The organism is Paracoccus homiensis, from assembly GCF_900111675.1.
Classification (GTDB): domain Bacteria; phylum Pseudomonadota; class Alphaproteobacteria; order Rhodobacterales; family Rhodobacteraceae; genus Paracoccus; species Paracoccus homiensis.
This window is the reverse complement of the sequence record NZ_FOHO01000028.1, coordinates 1-17,378: the sequence shown is the minus strand read 5'-3', so window position 1 is coordinate 17,378 and position 17,378 is coordinate 1. Positions and strand designations below refer to the sequence as shown.

Annotated in this window: 19 protein-coding genes and 2 pseudogenes; 3 read left to right on the top strand and 18 right to left on the bottom strand. The window is 61.3% G+C overall.

Going from position 1 to position 17,378, the window contains the following annotated elements; genetic code table 11:
• The 7 genes from BMX67_RS18890 to BMX67_RS18860 form a co-directional block, all read right to left on the bottom strand.
• Positions 1–321 (bottom strand): biotin carboxylase N-terminal domain-containing protein (locus BMX67_RS18890; protein WP_139206583.1); only part of this gene is annotated, 321 nt, incomplete at its 3' end.
• Between the two features lie 117 nt (positions 322–438).
• Positions 439–1,524, bottom strand: a complete 1,086-nt coding sequence (locus BMX67_RS18885) for an Ldh family oxidoreductase (RefSeq protein ID WP_090738217.1) — start codon at positions 1,522–1,524, stop codon at positions 439–441.
• Positions 1,525–1,527: 3 nt separating this feature from the next.
• Positions 1,528–2,460: a hydroxyacid dehydrogenase gene (locus BMX67_RS18880; protein ID WP_090738227.1), complete on the bottom strand. Its 933-nt coding sequence runs from the start codon at positions 2,458–2,460 to the stop codon at positions 1,528–1,530.
• A 20-nt stretch (positions 2,461–2,480) separates the two neighbouring features.
• On the bottom strand, positions 2,481–4,448 hold the full coding sequence (locus BMX67_RS18875) for a tripartite tricarboxylate transporter permease (protein WP_090738215.1): 1,968 nt from the start codon (positions 4,446–4,448) through the stop codon (positions 2,481–2,483).
• A gap of 75 nt (positions 4,449–4,523) precedes the next feature.
• Complete coding sequence (locus tag BMX67_RS18870; protein WP_090738225.1) at positions 4,524–5,444, bottom strand: tripartite tricarboxylate transporter substrate binding protein; 921 nt, start codon at positions 5,442–5,444, stop codon at positions 4,524–4,526.
• A gap of 147 nt (positions 5,445–5,591) precedes the next feature.
• The gene (locus BMX67_RS18865) at positions 5,592–6,773 is read right to left on the bottom strand and encodes a UxaA family hydrolase (protein ID WP_090738213.1); all 1,182 of its coding nucleotides are present in this window, start codon (positions 6,771–6,773) and stop codon (positions 5,592–5,594) included.
• Between the two features lie 2 nt (positions 6,774–6,775).
• Entirely contained in the window at positions 6,776–7,063 is a 288-nt protein-coding gene (locus BMX67_RS18860; protein WP_175479988.1) for a UxaA family hydrolase, read from the bottom strand.
• Between the two features lie 147 nt (positions 7,064–7,210).
• On the opposite strand from BMX67_RS18860, the gene BMX67_RS18855 reads away from it, so the two are divergent.
• Positions 7,211–7,912: a GntR family transcriptional regulator gene (locus BMX67_RS18855; protein ID WP_090738209.1), complete on the top strand. Its 702-nt coding sequence runs from the start codon at positions 7,211–7,213 to the stop codon at positions 7,910–7,912.
• Here the strand turns inward: BMX67_RS18855 and BMX67_RS18850 are convergent.
• The 7 genes from BMX67_RS18850 to BMX67_RS19820 all read right to left on the bottom strand — a co-directional run bounded on the left by BMX67_RS18850 (position 7,909) and on the right by BMX67_RS19820 (position 14,274).
• Positions 7,909–8,904, bottom strand: coding sequence for a zinc-dependent alcohol dehydrogenase (locus tag BMX67_RS18850; RefSeq protein WP_090738207.1), 996 nt, complete (start codon positions 8,902–8,904; stop codon positions 7,909–7,911). The two genes, BMX67_RS18855 and BMX67_RS18850, sit on opposite strands and share 4 nt — an antisense overlap.
• Positions 8,901–9,638, bottom strand: coding sequence for an SDR family NAD(P)-dependent oxidoreductase (locus BMX67_RS18845; RefSeq protein ID WP_090738205.1), 738 nt, complete (start codon positions 9,636–9,638; stop codon positions 8,901–8,903). Before BMX67_RS18845 ends, BMX67_RS18850 begins: the two co-directional genes overlap by 4 nt.
• Positions 9,635–10,951 carry a histidinol dehydrogenase gene (gene hisD, locus BMX67_RS18840; RefSeq protein WP_090738203.1) on the bottom strand — a complete coding sequence of 439 codons (1,317 nt, stop codon included), beginning with the start codon at positions 10,949–10,951 and terminating at the stop codon, positions 9,635–9,637. The genes BMX67_RS18845 and hisD overlap by 4 nt, the downstream gene beginning before the upstream one ends.
• Before the next feature lie 10 nt (positions 10,952–10,961).
• On the bottom strand, positions 10,962–12,293 hold the full coding sequence (locus BMX67_RS18835; protein WP_090738201.1) for a TRAP transporter large permease: 1,332 nt from the start codon (positions 12,291–12,293) through the stop codon (positions 10,962–10,964).
• A gap of 9 nt (positions 12,294–12,302) precedes the next feature.
• The gene (locus BMX67_RS18830; protein ID WP_090738199.1) at positions 12,303–12,809 is read right to left on the bottom strand and encodes a TRAP transporter small permease; all 507 of its coding nucleotides are present in this window, start codon (positions 12,807–12,809) and stop codon (positions 12,303–12,305) included.
• 89 nt (positions 12,810–12,898) lie between these two features.
• Positions 12,899–14,047: a TRAP transporter substrate-binding protein gene (locus BMX67_RS18825; protein WP_090738222.1), complete on the bottom strand. Its 1,149-nt coding sequence runs from the start codon at positions 14,045–14,047 to the stop codon at positions 12,899–12,901.
• Positions 14,048–14,079: 32 nt separating this feature from the next.
• Positions 14,080–14,274, bottom strand: coding sequence for a hypothetical protein (locus BMX67_RS19820; protein ID WP_139206582.1), 195 nt, complete (start codon positions 14,272–14,274; stop codon positions 14,080–14,082).
• Between the two features lie 110 nt (positions 14,275–14,384).
• On the opposite strand from BMX67_RS19820, the gene BMX67_RS18815 reads away from it, so the two are divergent.
• Positions 14,385–15,434, top strand: a complete 1,050-nt coding sequence (locus BMX67_RS18815) for a LacI family DNA-binding transcriptional regulator (protein WP_090738219.1) — start codon at positions 14,385–14,387, stop codon at positions 15,432–15,434.
• Between the two features lie 214 nt (positions 15,435–15,648).
• Here the strand turns inward: BMX67_RS18815 and BMX67_RS18810 are convergent, their stop codons facing one another.
• Both BMX67_RS18810 and BMX67_RS19815 read right to left on the bottom strand, forming a co-directional pair.
• Complete coding sequence (locus BMX67_RS18810; RefSeq protein WP_217645920.1) at positions 15,649–16,422, bottom strand: transposase; 774 nt, start codon at positions 16,420–16,422, stop codon at positions 15,649–15,651.
• The gene (locus BMX67_RS19815) at positions 16,415–16,678 is read right to left on the bottom strand and encodes a hypothetical protein (protein WP_217645919.1); all 264 of its coding nucleotides are present in this window, start codon (positions 16,676–16,678) and stop codon (positions 16,415–16,417) included. The genes BMX67_RS18810 and BMX67_RS19815 overlap by 8 nt, the downstream gene beginning before the upstream one ends.
• A gap of 54 nt (positions 16,679–16,732) precedes the next feature.
• Between BMX67_RS19815 and BMX67_RS18805 the strand changes: the two are divergent.
• Positions 16,733–16,963: pseudogene (locus BMX67_RS18805) on the top strand (transposase); the annotation flags it as partial.
• Here BMX67_RS18805 and BMX67_RS19960 read toward each other — a convergent pair.
• Together BMX67_RS19960 and BMX67_RS19435 are read right to left on the bottom strand one after the other, a co-directional pair.
• On the bottom strand, positions 16,963–17,145 hold the full coding sequence (locus BMX67_RS19960; protein ID WP_245739530.1) for a transposase: 183 nt from the start codon (positions 17,143–17,145) through the stop codon (positions 16,963–16,965). The pseudogene BMX67_RS18805 and the gene BMX67_RS19960 sit on opposite strands and share 1 nt — an antisense overlap.
• A 102-nt stretch (positions 17,146–17,247) precedes the next feature.
• Positions 17,248–17,378, bottom strand: a pseudogene (locus tag BMX67_RS19435) (IS5/IS1182 family transposase); the annotation flags it as partial.

The following is a 17,378-nucleotide window of genomic DNA, read 5'->3' as shown; positions in this document are numbered from 1 at the left end:
ACCGATGAAGGTGATGCCAGCCGCCGCGCAGGCATCGACGAATTCGGGGTTTTCCGACAGAAGGCCGTATCCCGGATGGATCGCGTCCGCCCCGCTTTCCTTGGCCACGCGGATGATCTCGGGGATCGACAGATAGGCCGCCACGGGACCAAGACCCTCACCGATCCGATAAGCCTCGTCGGCCTTGAACCGGTGCAGACCAAGCTTGTCCTCCTCGGCATAGACCGCAACCGTCCGCTTGCCCAGCTCATTCGCCGCACGCATCAAACGGATCGCAATCTCACCACGATTGGCTACCAATATCTTCTGAAACTCAACCACGATCAGACACACCCATCAAATGCGACAAAACAAACACCAACAGCCAAAGGGCTTGCCGGGGCACGTGACAATCACGACCGAGACCATGCTCTCGAAGGCGAAGCGCTAAAAACGCACTCATCTACCGGCAGCAGCTGGCAGTCCGACAGCCGCGATCTGAGCCAGAAGTTCATCGTCGACTTCGATACCATTTCGCGCAGCGTGGCGGGCAAGCTGGCTTCGCCTTGCGCCGGGCAGTCGCGCGCCGGGATCCTCTTCGACAGCGCGGGCAAGGTCATCAATCCGTAATAGCACTTGCGAGGACCCGTGCTCGCAAGGCTCACCCTCCAATGCACGCGCGACATCTGCCAAATGCCTGGCTGCCCCTTGGGCAAAGCCACCTGGATCGATCGCAAGGATCAATTGCCCCACCCCCGGCGGAGGACCCTCGGCGGTAAAAAACGATGAGGCCTCATGTGCGAAATTCGCGCCGACCAGGCCTGCGGCAAGCAGCTCGACCATCAGGGCCAGCGCAGTCCCCTTGGCGTCGCCCATGGGCAGCATTGTTCCCGCCAAAGCCGCTTTTGCGTCAGTCGTCGGCTGGCCGGCAGGATCCAGTGCCCAGCCTTCAGGGATCGGCTGGCCTTTTTGATCAGCCGCCATGACTTTCCCGCGTGCAACCTTCGACAACGAGATATCGACAACAATCGCTGGCTGGCCCTTCGGTCGCGGAGCCGCAAAGGCGATGGGATCCGTGCCGAACAGCGGTCTCCGCCCACCCCAAGACGCCATCGCCGCAGGAGCGTTGGCAAACATCATCGCGACAAGACCCGCGTCGGCCAGACGCTGAACCGTGACGCCGGCGACCCCGCAGTGATGCGAGTTGGTAATTCCCGCAACCGCAATACCCTGTCGCAGTGTCGTCTTGGTCAGCCAATCCACCGCGTGATCAAGCGCGGGATAGGCAAAACCGTAGCGTGCATCGACCAGAAGCGTTCCGGGCCGTGCCTGATGCTGCGTGGGGACGGCTTTGCCATCCACCTTGCCGCTGCCGGACTGCGCTGCATAGGCTGGGACACGCCGCAGACCATGCCCTGCCTGCCCGGCTTCTTCCGCCGCGACAAGGGCGCGGGCAACCGAGGCCGCATTCGAGGGTGAGGTATCACATCGGATCAGGGTTTCGACAACAAGCTGATGGGCTTGCGGCAAGGTCAGAACAGCCATGGGTCAGACCCTTTCCTTCAGATGGTTCAGCACCTTGTCAGCAATCAGGTTGCTGACGCGCACGTTGGATTCCTCTGTGACGCCGGCAACATGCGGCGTCAGAACGAGGTTACCTATCCCAGCAAAGACGGCACCATGCTCGGCGCTTAGCGGCTCGGTCTCGAACACATCGAGTGCTGCTCCGCCCAATTTTCCATCGCGCAGGGCCGCAGCCAATGCAGCCTCATCGACGACGCCCCCGCGCGCAGCGTTGATCAGCACAGCCTGCGGCTGCATCTTCGCAATCGCGGTACGGTCGATCACATGCCAGGTCTGCGGTGTCAGTGGCACATGCAGGCTGATGACATCCGCCGCTTGCAACAGCCGATCAAAACCGACGCTTTGCGCGTTCTGCCAAGCGGTATCATTCGCAGGCAAATGTGGATCATGGGCAATGACAGACATGCCCAGGGCCCGCGAGCGGATGGCAACCTCGCGCGCTATCGCGCCGAAGCCAAGCAAGCCCATCACCTTTCCTGACAGTTCGCGACCGATCAGGGACTGGCGCGGCCATTCGCCTACGGTCACGCGATCGCTGGCCAAATAGGCTCCGCGCAACAGCATCAGTGCGCTGGTCATCACATATTCCGCGACGGCCAGATCGTTCGCCCCGGTCGCTGGCCAGACCGCGATGCCACGGTCCTTGCAGGCCTGAAGGTCGATATTGTCCAGCCCGACGCCCAGACGCCCAACCACCCGCAGCCCCTTCGCGGCATCCAGAAGTTCTGCGTCCACTCGGGTCCGGTTGCGCACGATCAGCACCTCAGCTTCATCGACGGTACGACGAAGGTCGCCAGGTCTGTCGACCAGATCGGGTTCATAGATCGTTTCTGCGGCCGAAGACAGCCGCGCGACGGCATCCGTATCCATGAATTCGGAGATAACGATGCGTGACATCTTGGTCCTTTCTTCGATCATCAGGGGAGGAGGCCAACGGGCATCGGGATGTTCAGGACCCGAACCATCAGCAGGTAGAATGCACTGACCATGACAAGAACGCTTAAGCTATAGATCGCCAGTTGCCTCAGCCTTGGTCGCCCGAACTGGCCCGTCATGGTCAGAACCGCGCAGGCGGTCAGCGACGTCGTGAACATGCCCAAAACCGGAAACAACAGCGCCCACAGCAACATCGTCACAGCAAGCACCGCGCCACGACCTGTGGCATCGTCGCTGCCCGCCTCCATGTCCGTCGTGGCATATCCACGCCACGACCGCAGAATTTGCAGCAACGACAGCGTCGCCATCGCCATACCGACGGCCAGGGGAAATGCAGCAGCCATGGTGCTAAGGGCCTGTGCCTGAGCCAGGATCCAGACGGACAGCGTCAGGAAGATGGCTGCGCCAGCCAATCCGGGCATGTCGGGTCGTGAACCAATTGGGATCGTCGCGGGTGCGGGCCGCGCCTGACGCTGTCTGCGCAGCAGAGGCAGGCACAGCGTCAGCAGGATCAGCGCCACGATCCCCCAGCTGATCGGGCGGTTCAACAGCAGTTGACCTGCGAAATCGCCCCTTGCGCCGCCTATCATCCAGGCCCGCATAAAGCCTTGTTCGGCGATCTGGCCCAAGACCAGCCCAAGGACGATCGGCGAGGCGCCATAGCCGCCTCGCGCCGCAACCCAGCCGATCAGGCCCATCACAACCATGACCAACACATCATGCGGATTCGAGTGAATCGCAAAGCTGCCAACGATCGTCATATAGGCGATCAGCGGGACCAGCATCGCCTTGGGGACATTGGCAATGAAACGAAACGCATAGCGCCCGACAATCAACCCGGTCGGCAGCATCAGCAATGTCGCGACCAGCAGGCCAACCATAAAGATATAGACCGTGCCGTCGCCCGACTGAAACAGGGCCGGGCCGGTGCGGATGCCCTGAACCATCAGCGCGCCCATGATCACCGCATCGGGCGGCGTGCCCGGAATACCCAGAACCAGCGTCGGTATAAAGCCGCCCCCGACTGTGGCGTTATTCGCGCTTTCGGTCGCCAACAGCCCCGAGGGCTCGCCCTTGCCAAAATTTTCTGAACGGGGCGACGCGCGGCGGGCCTCGGCGTAGGAAATCAGCGACGCGATCGAGCCCCCTGCCCCCGGCAGGATCCCCACCAGCGTCCCGATGATGGACGAGCGCAGCAGATTGACCCAGTCGCGCAGTGCAATTCCAAGCGCCTCGAAGAAACGAAAGCCACGGGCAGGAGCGGGTTCCAGATGCTGACCGGCCGAGGCGACCATGTTGATCAACACCGGAATGCAATACAGCCCGATCAGCGCCGCAACGATGTCGATGCCGCCCAGCATCGAGGGCATTCCGCCGGTGAAACGCACATCTCCGCCGATGACGGCCACGCCGATCATCGACAGGAACAGCCCGAACATGCCGCCGATCATCCCCTTGACCACATTGCCCTGCGACAGCGTGGCGATCAGCGTCAGACCTAGGATGGCCAGCCAGAAATACTCGGTCGATTGAAACGCAAGTGCCAGCGTCGCCAGTTTCGGCGACAGCGTCATCAGCAGGATCGCACCGACCAGGCCGCCAACCACGCTGGCTATGGTGGCCAGGGTCACGGCCAGATCACCATCGCCGCGCTTGGCCATCGGGAAGCCGTCGAAGGTTGTCGCAATGGCCGAAGGCGTGCCGGGCGTGTTGACAAGAATGGCAGCAAAGGCGCCGCCATATATCGCACCGGTATAGATCGCCCCCAGCATGATCAGCCCCGAAGCAGGGTCCATCACGAAGGTGAACGGCACCAGAACCGCGATCGCCATGGTCGCGGAAAGCCCCGGCAAGGCGCCGATCACGGTACCTGCAAGAACACCCAGCAGCGCCAGCATAAGGTTCATGGGGCTTAGGGCAGTCAGAAGGATGCCAAGTGGGTCAGCCATGATTTCTCCCAACGAACTGAGTTGAATCAACCTTTATGCGTGGCGGCACGTGCGCCGCCACGCGCAGTCTTCCGGTCAGTTTTGGGATTTCAGCTGCTCGGCCACGCTTTCATAGGCCGCTTGCCGGTCGGCCATGAACGCGTCCATCTCGGCATAGGGGACGTCGATCACGGCGTAGCCGTCGTTTTCCATCCGCTTGCGGAATTCCGGGTCGGCGTTGATCTGGCCGATCGTATTAGACAATTGCTGACGCAGCTCTTCAGGCGTCGAGGACGGAACCGCGATTCCGCGATAGGCGCCGCCGACCATGTCGATCCCCAGTTCCTTGAAAGTCGGAACATCGGGGAACAGCGGGTGGCGTTCCTCGGTCGCGACGGCCAGCATCCGCACGGCATCGGCCTGACGCGCGGCCACGGTGGTATAGCCCCACAGCACGTCGACCTCTCCGCCCAGCAGGCCGGATTCGGTCGCGCCGGTGCCGCTATAGGGGATGTAGGTGGTCTGCACACCGGTTTCGTTCGAGAACACCTGATTGGCGACATGATTGGCCGAATTGGTGCCAGTGCCGCCCGCAATGACCGCGCCCGGGTTCTGGGTGGCGGCGTCGATCACGTCCTGCACGCTTTGAAACGGGCTGTCCTTCTGCACCAGCAGCGCGTCAGGGGTAAAGTGGAACATATAGACATTGGTGATGTCGCCGGTCTGATAGCCGGGGTCCTGCAACATCGGCTGAAGCACGATATGGGGCAGGTTGGTGCCCATGATCGTCATGCCATCGCCATTATAGCCGTTCAGCCCGGACCATGCCTGCGCACCCCCTGCCCCCGGCAGATATTGCACGATCAGGTCCTGACCGGTCGTTTTCTTGAAAAAGGGCTGCTGATAGCGTGCCGTGATGTCGCTTTCACCGCCCGCATTGAAGGGGATGATATAGTTCACCGGCCCATCAGGCCACGCAAACGCCGCCGTGGCCGACATCGTCAGCGTCGTTGCCATCGCGCCGAGCAGATGACGCCACTTTCCAGATCCAAGCATGTCCAATCCTCCCGTTTATGAATTAGGTCCCCCGCGTCACAGCGAGGCTACCGATGTTCAAGGCAAGCACCGGCCCCCTCCTCAAAGGGCCGGCGCCGCGCGGCGCGATCAGGCGCTGCGATATAGTTTTGTCATCGAGAACTCGCGATGGCCCAGGGCCTCGGCCGCGGTCGAGCGACCGTTTGCGGTGCGGATAATCATGTCGATCAGCGCGTCGCCGGCTTCGTCGATGGTCTGTTCGCGGGTCAGAACGCCGGTCACATCCACATCGATATGTTCCGACATGGTGCGCAGCGTGCGCGGGTTCCCCGAGATCTTGATGACCGGAACGATCGGGTTGCCGACCACGTTGCCCTGCCCGGTCGGGAAGGTGTGGATGACATAGCCGCCGGCCGCCATCAGCGTGACGCATTCCGCCGCCGCCGAGGAGCTGTCCATGAAATACAGACCCGGACCCTTGGACGGTGTTTCGGCCGGACCCATCGCGTCGATATAGCTGGATGTCTTGCCGATCTTTTCCAGGTTCCCCAGCGCCTTTTCCTCGATCGTGGTCAGGCCGCCCAGGATGTTGCCCTTGGTGGGCTGGCTGTCGGACAGATCGTCGGTCTGATGCGCGAAGATCACGTCATCGGAATAGGCCTGCCAGATCTGCTTGAACTTGGCCGCTGCCTCGGGGGTTGCCGCACGCTTTTCGCAGATATGCTCGGCCCCGGTGATTTCCGAGGTTTCGCCAAAGCAGCCATACAGACCATGCGGCAGCAGCTTGTCATACATGTTGCCGACGGTCGGGCAGGACGACAGGCCAGTGGTCGTGTCGCTTTCCCCGCATTTGGTGGATACCCACAGATCGGAAATCGGGCAATCTTCCTTTTGCAGCTCGGTCGCCCAGTGAACGTATTCCTTGGCCTTCCAGCTGGCCTGACGGATCGTCTCGAAATCGCCCTTCTGCTCGATCGAGAAACCGGTGACGGGCTTGCCGGTCTTGGCGATGCCGTCCACGATCACCTTGGTCCATTCGGGCTCGATCCCGATGACGACCACGGCGGCAACATTGGGGTTCGCGCCGGTGCCGATGATGGTGCGGAAATGCAGGTCCAGGTCTTCGCCGAATTGCAGGCGGCCATAGGCATGCGGAATGGCCAGCGTGCCTTTGACATTGTTGGCCACAGCCTCGCAGGCGGCGTTCGAGATATCGTCAACGGGCAGGATCAGGACGTGATTGCGGACACCCACGCGGCCATTCTCGCGGCGCCATGCCTTGACGGTCGTATTGCTGAAATCCAAAGCCATTCTTACCACCGTTTCGTCTTGCAGTTATGGGTGTGGACGTGGCCGCCCACCTCGGCGTCACCGACCATCTTGCCGATGTCCTCGCCGTATTTGACGACCGTGTCGCCGGTTTTCAGCGGCTTCAGCGCGACCTTGTGACCGATGGGGATATCGGCCTTGGCGGTCAGGCGGAAATCCGAATTGTCAGCCGTGACGACGCACAGCATGTCGGTGCCCGCGCTGAGGTTTTCGACGACGACGACGCCGACGTTATCCTCGTGATCGTGGACCAGAAGTTGCGGAATGCTCAAAGGATCCTCCCTTGCGTAATGGCATGAATTCCTCGAGTCGGTTCCTAACATGTATAACAGGTCTTATACAAGACTAGATATACAAGTATTGTGCCGGAATGATCTGACGTGATAATCACGGGAAAACGACAGCATTGGACGTCAGGAATGACACAGCCGCTTTATCAAAAGGTCATAGACACGATCGTTGCGCGAATCGCGGCGGGTGAATTGCTGCCGGGGGGGATGCTGCCCAGTGAGATGCAGCTTGCCGCCGAGGTCGGCGTATCTCAGGGCACGGCCCGCAAGGCGCTGATGATGCTGGAACAGCACGGCATCCTGCGCCGCGAACAGGGGCGCGGCACCTTCGTGACCGCGCGAACGCCGGAAAGCTCGCTGTTCAACTTCTTTCGCCTGCGCGAACAGAATGGCGAAATCGTCCGACCCGAATTGATCGAGGAAAAGGTCACACAGCGCCCGGCAACGTCAGAAGAGCAGGCACTGCTGTTCGACAAACCCGCCCAAGTTTATGAAATCAGCCGCATCCGCAGCCTTCAGGGGATCAACAGCACGATTGAGACCTCGGTCGTTCCGGCACCGCTATTTGCGGGGATCGACAATCGTGCCCCGCTGCCCAGTGCGCTGTATATCCTGTATCAGCAAAGCTATGGCTGCATCGTTCTTAAAGCGGATGAAAGCATCACCGCGACCCCCGCCGATGCCGTTCAGGCCAAGGCCCTGAACACAAGCGAAGGCGCCCCCCTTCTTCAGGTCGAGCGCCTTGCTTTCGATATCCTGGGACGCCCGATCGAGCGTCGCCGCAGTCTGTATCGCACCGATCGTTTCAGCTATCGCGTCACGCTGGACTAGGCTTGCGGCAGCAGCGTGATCTTGGGCGCTGCAACCTGACCATCTGCGATGGATCGAAACGCCTGCGCGCCGTCTGACAGGGGCGCGGCCTCGGCCCAATCCAATGCGCCCAGGCGCCCCTCGAAAATAGCCTGGGCCGTGTCGCGGAAATCCTGCGCGGTATAGGTATAGGTGCCGATGAAGGTCAGTTCCTGCAGGGTCGCGCGCCGGATATCCAGACCCGGTGCGGTATCGCCAAGCCCGATATGCATGAACACGCCGCCGGGCCGCAGGGCCTGACTGCCCGCGGCGCGGGTTGCACCAAAGCCGACACCGTCGATTACCAGATCCACATCCTGCGGTGCTGTATCGCTGATCGGATCAAAAACGGTGATGCCGTCCTGCGCCCCGACAATCGCCCTGCGCGCCGCCGACGTTTCGGCGACCATGATCTGTCCTGCACCCATGGCCCGCAGGACCAGTGCAGCCCCCAGGCCGATGGCGCCGCCGCCCATGACCAGACAGCGCGCCGCCGCCAGAGGTATATCCAATGCCTTCTGCGCCAGACGCACCGCGTGCCAGCCACAGGCCAACGGTTCCGCCAGCGACGCGGCAGCAAGCGAAACATGATCCGGCACCGCGACAAGGTTGCGGGCGGGCATGGTCAGCAATTCTGCGAAAGCGCCTTCGCGCGGCGGCATCGAGATGATCTGCCGCGTCGCACAAAGATTGTCCCGTCCGCTTGTGCATGCTTGGCACGCACCGCAGGTGACCAGCGGATTGACGGTCACCCGCTGACCCGTCATCGGGCCATCGATGACAGTGCCGGCGGCCTCGTGACCAAGGATCAGTGGCGCAGGACGGCGATCGTCATGACCTGCCCAAGCATGCATGTCCGAGCCACAGATGCCCACGGCCTCGACCCGGATCAGGGCATCACCCGCCTGTGATTGCGGATCGGGACGGTCGATGAAGTCAAGCTGCTTCACGCCGGTATAGACAAGCGCCTTCATTTCGCGGTGAACCCCCCATCGACGCACAGAACCTGACCGGTGACATAGCCCGACGCATCCGAACACAGGAACAGCGCGGGGCCGATGATATCCTCCATCTCTCCGTTGCGACCGATACAGGTCTGCGCGGCATTGCGGGCGGACAGCTCGGGATTACCGAAAACGGGGCCGGTCAGTTCAGTCGGGAAAAAGCCCGGCGCCAGCGCGTTGGCCGTGATCCCGTCACGCGACCACGCCTCGGCCATGGCGCGGGTCAATTGGGTGATGCCGCCCTTGGACGCACCATAGGCAATGCCGCCGTGAAAGGCCCGCTGACTTTGCAGCGAGGCGAAGTTGACGATCCGGCCCCACCCCTTTTCGCGCATTGCAGGCACCATCGCCTGCGCCAGGAAGAACGGCACCGACAGGTTCAGATCCAATGTCGTCAACCAGCCGTCCATGGTGACCTGATCGGCCGGCTGGCGCATGTTCACGCCCGCCGAGTTGACCAGAATGTCGGGCGCGCCAAAGACATCCGCCACCTCGGCCGCGATATCGGGTACCGCCTTCAGATCAGACAGATCCGCCGAGATCGCCACCGAAGACGTGCCGTCGCACCAATCGGCCTTGCGCCGCGCGACAGTGACCACCCTTGCCCCGCCCGCGACCAGCGCCTGCGCGATGGTGCGACCAAGGCCGGAGCTGGCCCCGGTCACACAGGCGATACGACCCTCGACCGACAGAGAGGGCGTCACGCGGGCACCTCTTGCGCGGTCAGGTCGAACTGTTCATCGGGGAAGTATTTCGCCAGCCGGATATCGGCGGTGCGGGCGTGCCCTTCCATGCCTTCCAGGCGTGAAATGCGGGCGGTCGCTTCGGCAATTGGCTTGGCACCTTCGCGCGTTGCGCGCTGCCAGGTGACCAGCTTCATGTATTTGTGAACCGACAACCCGCCCGTATAGCGCGCCGCGCCCGAGGTCGGCAGCACGTGGTTGGTGCCCGACGCCTTGTCACCAAAGGCAACTGTCGTTTCCTCGCCCAGGAACAGGCTGCCATAGCAGGACAGCCGGTTCAGCCACCAATCCAGATCCTGCGCCTGCACGGTCAGATGTTCGGGCGCATAGCGATCCGAGGTCGCGGCCATCTCTTCCCGTGTGTCACACAGAATCACCTCGGCATAGTCACGCCAGGCATCGGCGGCGTTCTTGCCGTTCAGTTCCGGCAATGTGGCGATCAGATCTGGCACGCGGGCCATGACCTTTTCCGCCAATGCGCGATCATCGGTCACCAGCCAGACAGGCGAGTTGTAGCCATGCTCGGCCTGCCCCACCAGATCCCAGGCGACGATTTCGGGGTCGGCGGTCTTGTCGGCCAGGATCAGGCTGTCGGTCGGACCCGCGAACATGTCGATGCCCACCCGACCGAACAGAAGCCGCTTGGCCTCGGCCACGAACTGGTTGCCGGGGCCGACCAGAATATCCGATTGCGGCAGGCCGAACAGGCCAAAGGCCATTGCGGCGATGCCCTGAACGCCCCCGAGGGCAAGGATCTGATCGGCACCGCACAGATCGGCGGTATAGACGATGGCCGGATTCAGACCAACACCGGGACGCGGCGGGGAACAGACCGAGATATGACCGCAACCCGCGACCTTGGCCGTGGTCACCGTCATCAGGGCCGAGGCGACATGGCTGTAGCGTCCGCCGGGCGCATAGCAACCCGCGGCATTACAGGGGATCGCCTTCTGACCAAGGATCAGACCGGGCTGAATCTCGGTCTGAAAATCGCGGATCGTGTCTTTCTGCGCCTCGGCAAAGCGGCGGACGTTGTCATGGGCGAAACGGATATCGTCCTTCAACTGCTGGCTCAGCTGCGCCGAAGCCGCATCGATTTCATCACGGGTCAGAACGATATTGCCGTCATAGCGGTCGAATTTCTCGGCATATTTGCGTGCGGCGTCTTCGCCGCCCTGTTCGATCTCGGTCAGAATGTTCTGCACGATCTCGCGCGTTTCACCGGCATCGGTCGTGGATTGCCGCGCGGCTTTCTTGAGATAGGTGACGGACATTGTGATCCTCTTATTTCAGGTTATCGGGAAGCATCAGCGTCGAGACGACCGGCAGATAGGCGATCAGCAGCACGACGATCAGCATGCAAAGGACGAAGGGAACGGCGCGTGCCGAGATCCGCAGAATGGATTCTCCGGTCAGGCCGCCGACGACGAACAGGTTCAGCCCCAGCGGCGGCGTGATGAACCCGACACCCAGCGCGGTGATCATCATCACGCAGAACTGGATATCGTTCATGCCGATGCTGTCGGCCAGGGGCTTCAGCAGGGGGGCAAGGATGACGATATTCGGCGTGGTTTCCATGACGCAGCCCGCCAGGATCAGGATTGCGATCATGCACAGGATCATCACCCAGGGCTCGCTGCTGAGCGAGGTCATGGTATAGACAAAGCCCTGCGGCACACCCATCGCGGACAGCGCCTGCGACAGCGGCAGCGACATCGCGATGATGGGCACGATCACCCCGTTCACCTTGGCTGAACTGACCATCATCGAAGGAAAGTCCGACAGCCTCAGGGTGCCAAGAATGAAACCCAGGATGATGGTGATGGTGACGGCGGTGGCACCTGCCTCGGTCGGGGTCAGACGGCCGCTGAAGATGCCCCAGAAGATGACCCCCGGCACGATGAAGGCATACCAGCCCTGCGCGATCGTGCGCCCCAGATTGGCCAGCCATTCACCAAAGCTCAGGGCGTTGCCCTGCTCATAGGCATGGCGGCGATTGACGATGGTGTTCGTCAGCAGGATCGACCCAAGGATGATGACGCCGGGAATAAGCGCCGCCTGGAACAGGGTCGAGGCCGAGATCCCCAGAACCAGTCCGATCACGATATAGGCGATCGAGGGCGGGATCAGAATGCCCGTACAGGCGCCTGCGGCGACAAGCGCACAGGCATAGGGGCGCGGATAGCCGCTTTCGACCAGCCGGTTGATGGTCATGCGACCGACCGCTGCCGCGCCCGCCGCATCAGATCCTGAAATCGCCGAGAACATGCCGCAGACCAGCACCGTCGCAGAGCCGAAACCGCCGCGCGTCCAGTTTGTCAGCGCCTCGGCCACGTCCAGAAACTTGCGGCTGAGGCCGGTGCGGACCAGCACGTCGCCGGTCAGAATGAACAGCGGGATCGCGGTCAGGGCGAAATGGTCGATGCCCGAAAACAGCCCCTCGCCCACCAGCGACAGCGGCAGGACCTGCGACGTCAACAGCAGCAGCACCGCCGCCGAGCCGATCGCGACCCAGACCGGCACCGCCAGCGCGACCAGAAGCACAAAGACCAGCACGGGCAGGTAGAAGGTCCAATCCAGCGCCACCGCGCCCTGTTCCATTTGTTGCCAAAGCATAGCGGGACCTCACTCGAACAGACGTTCGCCTTCATAGACGGGATTGCCCTGACGCAAATCGCGCAGGTCCCGGCCAAGGCATTGAAGTAGACGGAAGATCATCAGCGAGAACCCGATCGGCACCGCCATCAGGAACCAGACCATCGAGACCCGAAGCCCGTGGCTGACCGAGCCGAATTTCCACGACACCTCGACCGTGTCGATGGCCAGCCACAGCGCCAGAACCGCCAGACCCAGGGTCACCAGATCGCCGAAGATATAGATCATCGCCCGGCCACGCGGCGGCAGATAGTTCAGGATCACGTCGATGCGGATATGCGCGCGTTCGCGGATTGCTGCCGCCGCGCCGATCCAGCACAGATAGATGAAGCTGTAGCGGACGATCTCTTCACCCCAGATCGAGGAATAGGCGAACAGCTCGCGCCGGATCACTTCGATGGTCATGGTCGCGACCAGCATCAGATAGAAGATCAACAGCGCCCATCGCTCGATGTTCTTGTCCAGAAGTTGAAACATACTTCTCCTCCGTCCGCCCGCAGGCAGTCGTTTCCGAGGTTTCGTTTTGCGAAGGAAAGAGGGCCGCGGCTCAGCGCGGCCCGCACCGCTCAGGTGTCGTGAACATAGGCGCGACCGTCGGTCGAGGCCGCTTCAACGAATTGGTCGAACTCGGCCATGGACCCGGCCAGATGGGTCTTGACCTCATCCCATTCGGCGCGCTGATAGCCGCCGGCCTCTTTCCACTGTGCCATCTGATCGTCGTCCAGCGTGTGGAACTGCACGCCGCTTTTGCCAAGCTCTGCCATGGCATAGCCGCGGGCTGCAGGGACCTTGGCAAGGTTCTGATCGGCCGTCACCGTGGCCGCGAAATCAACTGCCTCGCGCAGATCATCTGGCAGACCCTGATACCATTCCAGATTACAGGAATAGACCTGCGCATCGGGCACCGCCTGCGTAAAGGTGACATGGCTCAGCATATCCTTGAAACCAAAGACATATAGCGCACCCGGCGAGGGGTCGAGGGCGTCCGCCACGCCCTGCTGGATGGCCGAGGGCGTTTCGCCCCAGGCGATCGGCGTCGGATTTGCACCAACCATGCGATAATACATCTGCATGATCTCCGACCCCGGCACACGGAATTTGATGCCGCGCATGTCATCCGGCGTCAGCACCGGCGCTTCGATGCTGTCGCGCAAGGCGACACAGCGTGGATCGATGCTGGCGTAGAACAGAGGCTTGAAGCCGCGCGCCTCGACCTGCGGATGAACGGTCTCGATCCATTTCTGCGAACGCACAAGATTGGTAAAGCGCTGATTGGTCCCGCACAGATAGGGCATGTTGACCAAATCGACGACCGGTGCGTAGGGCGCGAAATTCGCAATCGAATGCTGGGCGGCCTGAATGGTGCCGGACTGCACCTTCTGGACCAACTCATTGGCAGAGCCCAATTGGCCCGCTGGCGCCAGTTTCACATAGATCCGACCCTCGCTGAGATTTTGAAGGTTCTCCTTCATATCAAGTTGCATGATCGGATAACTGCGATCGGCGAACATGGTATATGCCGTCGCCAACGTCATCACCTGATCCGCAGCATTCTCGCGGTCACGTTCTTCGTTTGCGGTCTGGGCACTGGCTTCGCTGGACCACAACGATCCCGACGCAGCAGCCATGACTGCCGCCGTAAATCCTCCTGCGCTGCTAAGCTTCAGAAAATTCCGGCGCGACGCCTGTCGCTTCCACGCGTTTTCTTCTTCCATCAACATTGTTCCGCCTCCTCCCGTTGGAACTGTTAATCTCGGCTTTTGCCTCTGGCCTCGCTTATCAAGGTGCCAATACCGAACATGGCCACCGATCCAGCCAGCAGAAGCATTTCTGCCAAGTTGCCGATGATTGCCCCGCCGCTTTTCCCCAGAAGCAAATTGACAGTGAAGCTTCCAAATAGCAGCGACGACAGACCATATGTGATTAATGAAGACCCGCTCATCGACACCTCCCCATGTGTTCGAATCGCCTCAGCAAGGTTGTTGTAAGCGCTTACATCTTGCAATGCAAGCGCTTACTTTTGATACTGCCCTTCATCTCGGAGCTGCACACATGACGATAAATTCAGGCGGCGGGGGAACACCCCACAAGGTTCCTACCATCGAGGATGTGGCCCGCCTTGCCGGTGTTTCGACCGCGACAGTCTCGCGCAGTCTGAACACACCAGAACGCGTACGCGAAGGCACGCGAAATGCAGTCGCGTCGGCCGTCAAAACCTTGGGATACACACCTAATTTCGGCGGCCAGGTCCTTGCGTCACGCCGCACGAATACCATCGGCGCGATCATTCCGACAATGAGCAACGCAATCTTCGCCAAAGCACTTCAGGCCCTTCAGGAAACTTTGGCTGCGCGTAACGTGACCCTGCTCGTCGCCACATCGCAATATGCGCCAGATCAGGAACAGGCACAGTTACGCACGATGCTGGCGCGCGGTGTCGACGGTATCGCCCTGATCGGAAATGAACGACCGCCCGAGGTCTATGAGCTGCTGACGTCGCGGCGCGTGCCTTTTGCCTTGATGTGGTCCCACCCTGACAACCTGCCCTATCTCAGCGTCGGCTTCGACAATGCGGCGGCGGCGGCCGAAGTCGCGCGGCATGTGCTTGAACTCGGACATCGCCGGATTGGCTATATAAGCGGTCGCACTATAGGAAATGACCGCGCGAAGGCCCGGCTGAGTGGCGTTGCATCGACGCTTGCGGAAAATGGCTGCGAACTTGCCGCAGATGATGTCGTACTCTGTGATTATAGTCTGGAAGACGGCGAGACGGCCGCCCTTCGATTGCTTGCCCGGCGCACTCGACCCACCGCCTTGATCTGCGGCAACGATGTGCTTGCAGCAGGAGCCATGCGTGGCGCAAGGCGTTTGGGCCTGGCTATTCCAGATGAATTGTCGATCACCGGATTTGACGATATCGATCTGGCTACGGCGGTTTCGCCTGCTTTGACCACCGTCAGGGTGCCGCATAGCCGCATGGGTACTACTGCAGGAAATCTGCTACTGGAATGGATCGACAGCGGAACCCAACCAAAATCTGTACTCTTCCCGGCTGATTTCATCTTTCGGTCATCCCTGACCGAAGCCGTCCCAGTACCGTAAATGTGAATCGGCCCTTCAATTGTGGTTCTTCGTCAAGCCTGTTTCATTGTCAGTGCCGGGCTCATGGCCTCATGTTGGTGTTCAGTTCAGGTGCCTTCAACGTACGCAACATAGGTGCCTTGCTGGCCTGCAGCCGATTGAACGAGGTCACCGCACCCACCGTCCCGGCGGGACGTCACAGGCGTGGTGTCAGGCCTGCAATCTCAGGGTCGGATCAGGCGTCGACAATGCAGGTCGCTCTTTCCCCCATTCGAAGACCGTCCCGTCGACCCAGATGCGGTGGAGAATTACTGCCAACTTGCGAGCGACAACGACCTGGGCCTTCTTCATGCCGCTGCGCTTGGCGAGGCAGAGGCCCGGTGCTTTCAGGGCGCACAATTTTTTTTGTCCGCTGTAGCAGGACGCGGGCCGCCTCGAACAGATAGGTTCGCAGCATTCGGTCTCCCCATCGCGACACGCGGCCGTTGGCGTCAGTTTCGCCGGATTGCTTGCGGCGCGGAGTCAGGCCGAGGTAGGCACCAATCGTCGCCGCGCTGCGGAAACGCGAGGGATCGTCGATCGTATCGCGGGACGTAAGCGCCGTCACCACGCCGATGCCAGGAACCGTCATAAGCCGTCGGGTAGTTTCATCTTCCCGTGCGAGGTGGCGGTCTCTCCGATCAAGCCCGTCCAATTCGCCACACACATTCGAATGGACAGAGATCAGTGGCAGCAGCACTGGCCAAAGGATATGTCCTTCGCCCGATACCTCCTCCACCCGGCGCCGGAACTGTCCGCCGATCGAGCGGGGAAAGATCAGGCTGCACTCTTTCAACATGGCGCGCACCTGGTTTTCGAGATCGCGCCGGATCCGCACCAGGCGTGACCGAGTGATCAGAAGCGATCTGGCATGCTGGCTGGCCTCGCTCTTTACCGCGACCTCTCGATACCAGCTTATCCGGACCAGTTCAGCGAGCCCGCGAGCGTCATTCTCGTCGCTTTTATTCATCCACAATGAGAGCGTGGTGGGCGTCGATGCAAACCACCGGCAGGCCGATCCGTCGGAGTTCATGCCACAGCCAGCTTGACGTGCTACCGGTCTCGAAGCCGATGCGTTCGGCATGCGGCGCCGTCTTCCCCAACAGCGCTGCCAAGGCGCCGGGGTCGGAGGCCCCGCGACCCTGATAGGTGGGCCGCCCGGTCTCATCCACAACACTGACGGAGGTCTTCTTCTGCGATACGGCCAGTCCAACATACTGTTTCATTGCAGTCTCCTCGATTGGCTTGTGATTTCATCCATCGTGGCGATGCCGCTGCTCACCTTCTTGCGCAGCGTCCGCATTGCGATGAGGCCGCCGGTCAGCGCCCCGCGAGTGATCGGCATCGACAACAGGGCATGACGGCGCGGCCAGCGCTACGGCACTTTGATCTGCGATCTCGAGCGACGTCAGGTGATCGACCTACCGCCCGACAGGGAGCCGGCGACCGTCGAGGCATGGCTGCGGAGACAGCCCCAGATCAAGGTCGTCGCCCGCGACCGCAATGGCGGCTAGCTGTGCGCCCCGTCAGTGACGATGGTCAGGGGGTGATACAGGCGAACGGCCTCTCGGACTTGCCGCAGAAACGCCCTCGCAGCCTTGGCATTTCGCCGCGCCGTCAGCCGAAAATCGATCAATTGGCCGAGCTGATCAACGGCGCGCCATAGATAACACCAGCGTCCGCCTACGCGAATTTGGATCTCATCGACATGCGACCGCAGCCCGAGCCAGGAACGATAGCACCATAGGCCCGTTTTCTGATCTCGGGGCCGAACTTCCTGACCTAGTGTCAGGATTCATAACCAATAGATTACGGTCGCTGCGAGGGCGATGGCCGATAGGAACACCATGTGGCATCGGTCATGGCGGGTCGCCACACGCCGCCAATCCTTGAGCCTGCCGAACATGATCTCGATACGATTTTTCC

Coding starts and splice junctions, on each gene's coding strand:
- BMX67_RS18830 (WP_090738199.1), bottom strand. CDS start 12,809: ATGTTTCAACTTCTGGACAAGAACATCGAGCGATGGGCGCTGTTGATC.
- BMX67_RS19815 (WP_217645919.1), bottom strand. CDS start 16,678: ATGAAACAGTATGTTGGACTGGCCGTATCGCAGAAGAAGACCTCCGTC.
- BMX67_RS18855 (WP_090738209.1), top strand. CDS start 7,211: ATGACACAGCCGCTTTATCAAAAGGTCATAGACACGATCGTTGCGCGA.
- BMX67_RS18885 (WP_090738217.1), bottom strand. CDS start 1,524: ATGGCTGTTCTGACCTTGCCGCAAGCCCATCAGCTTGTTGTCGAAACC.
- BMX67_RS18815 (WP_090738219.1), top strand. CDS start 14,385: ATGACGATAAATTCAGGCGGCGGGGGAACACCCCACAAGGTTCCTACC.
- BMX67_RS18835 (WP_090738201.1), bottom strand. CDS start 12,293: ATGCTTTGGCAACAAATGGAACAGGGCGCGGTGGCGCTGGATTGGACC.
- BMX67_RS18810 (WP_217645920.1), bottom strand. CDS start 16,422: ATGAATAAAAGCGACGAGAATGACGCTCGCGGGCTCGCTGAACTGGTC.
- BMX67_RS18880 (WP_090738227.1), bottom strand. CDS start 2,460: ATGTCACGCATCGTTATCTCCGAATTCATGGATACGGATGCCGTCGCG.
- BMX67_RS18875 (WP_090738215.1), bottom strand. CDS start 4,448: ATGGCTGACCCACTTGGCATCCTTCTGACTGCCCTAAGCCCCATGAAC.
- BMX67_RS18865 (WP_090738213.1), bottom strand. CDS start 6,773: ATGGCTTTGGATTTCAGCAATACGACCGTCAAGGCATGGCGCCGCGAG.
- hisD (WP_090738203.1), bottom strand. CDS start 10,951: ATGTCCGTCACCTATCTCAAGAAAGCCGCGCGGCAATCCACGACCGAT.
- BMX67_RS18850 (WP_090738207.1), bottom strand. CDS start 8,904: ATGAAGGCGCTTGTCTATACCGGCGTGAAGCAGCTTGACTTCATCGAC.
- BMX67_RS18870 (WP_090738225.1), bottom strand. CDS start 5,444: ATGGCAACGACGCTGACGATGTCGGCCACGGCGGCGTTTGCGTGGCCT.
- BMX67_RS18825 (WP_090738222.1), bottom strand. CDS start 14,047: ATGGAAGAAGAAAACGCGTGGAAGCGACAGGCGTCGCGCCGGAATTTT.
- BMX67_RS19820 (WP_139206582.1), bottom strand. CDS start 14,274: ATGAGCGGGTCTTCATTAATCACATATGGTCTGTCGTCGCTGCTATTT.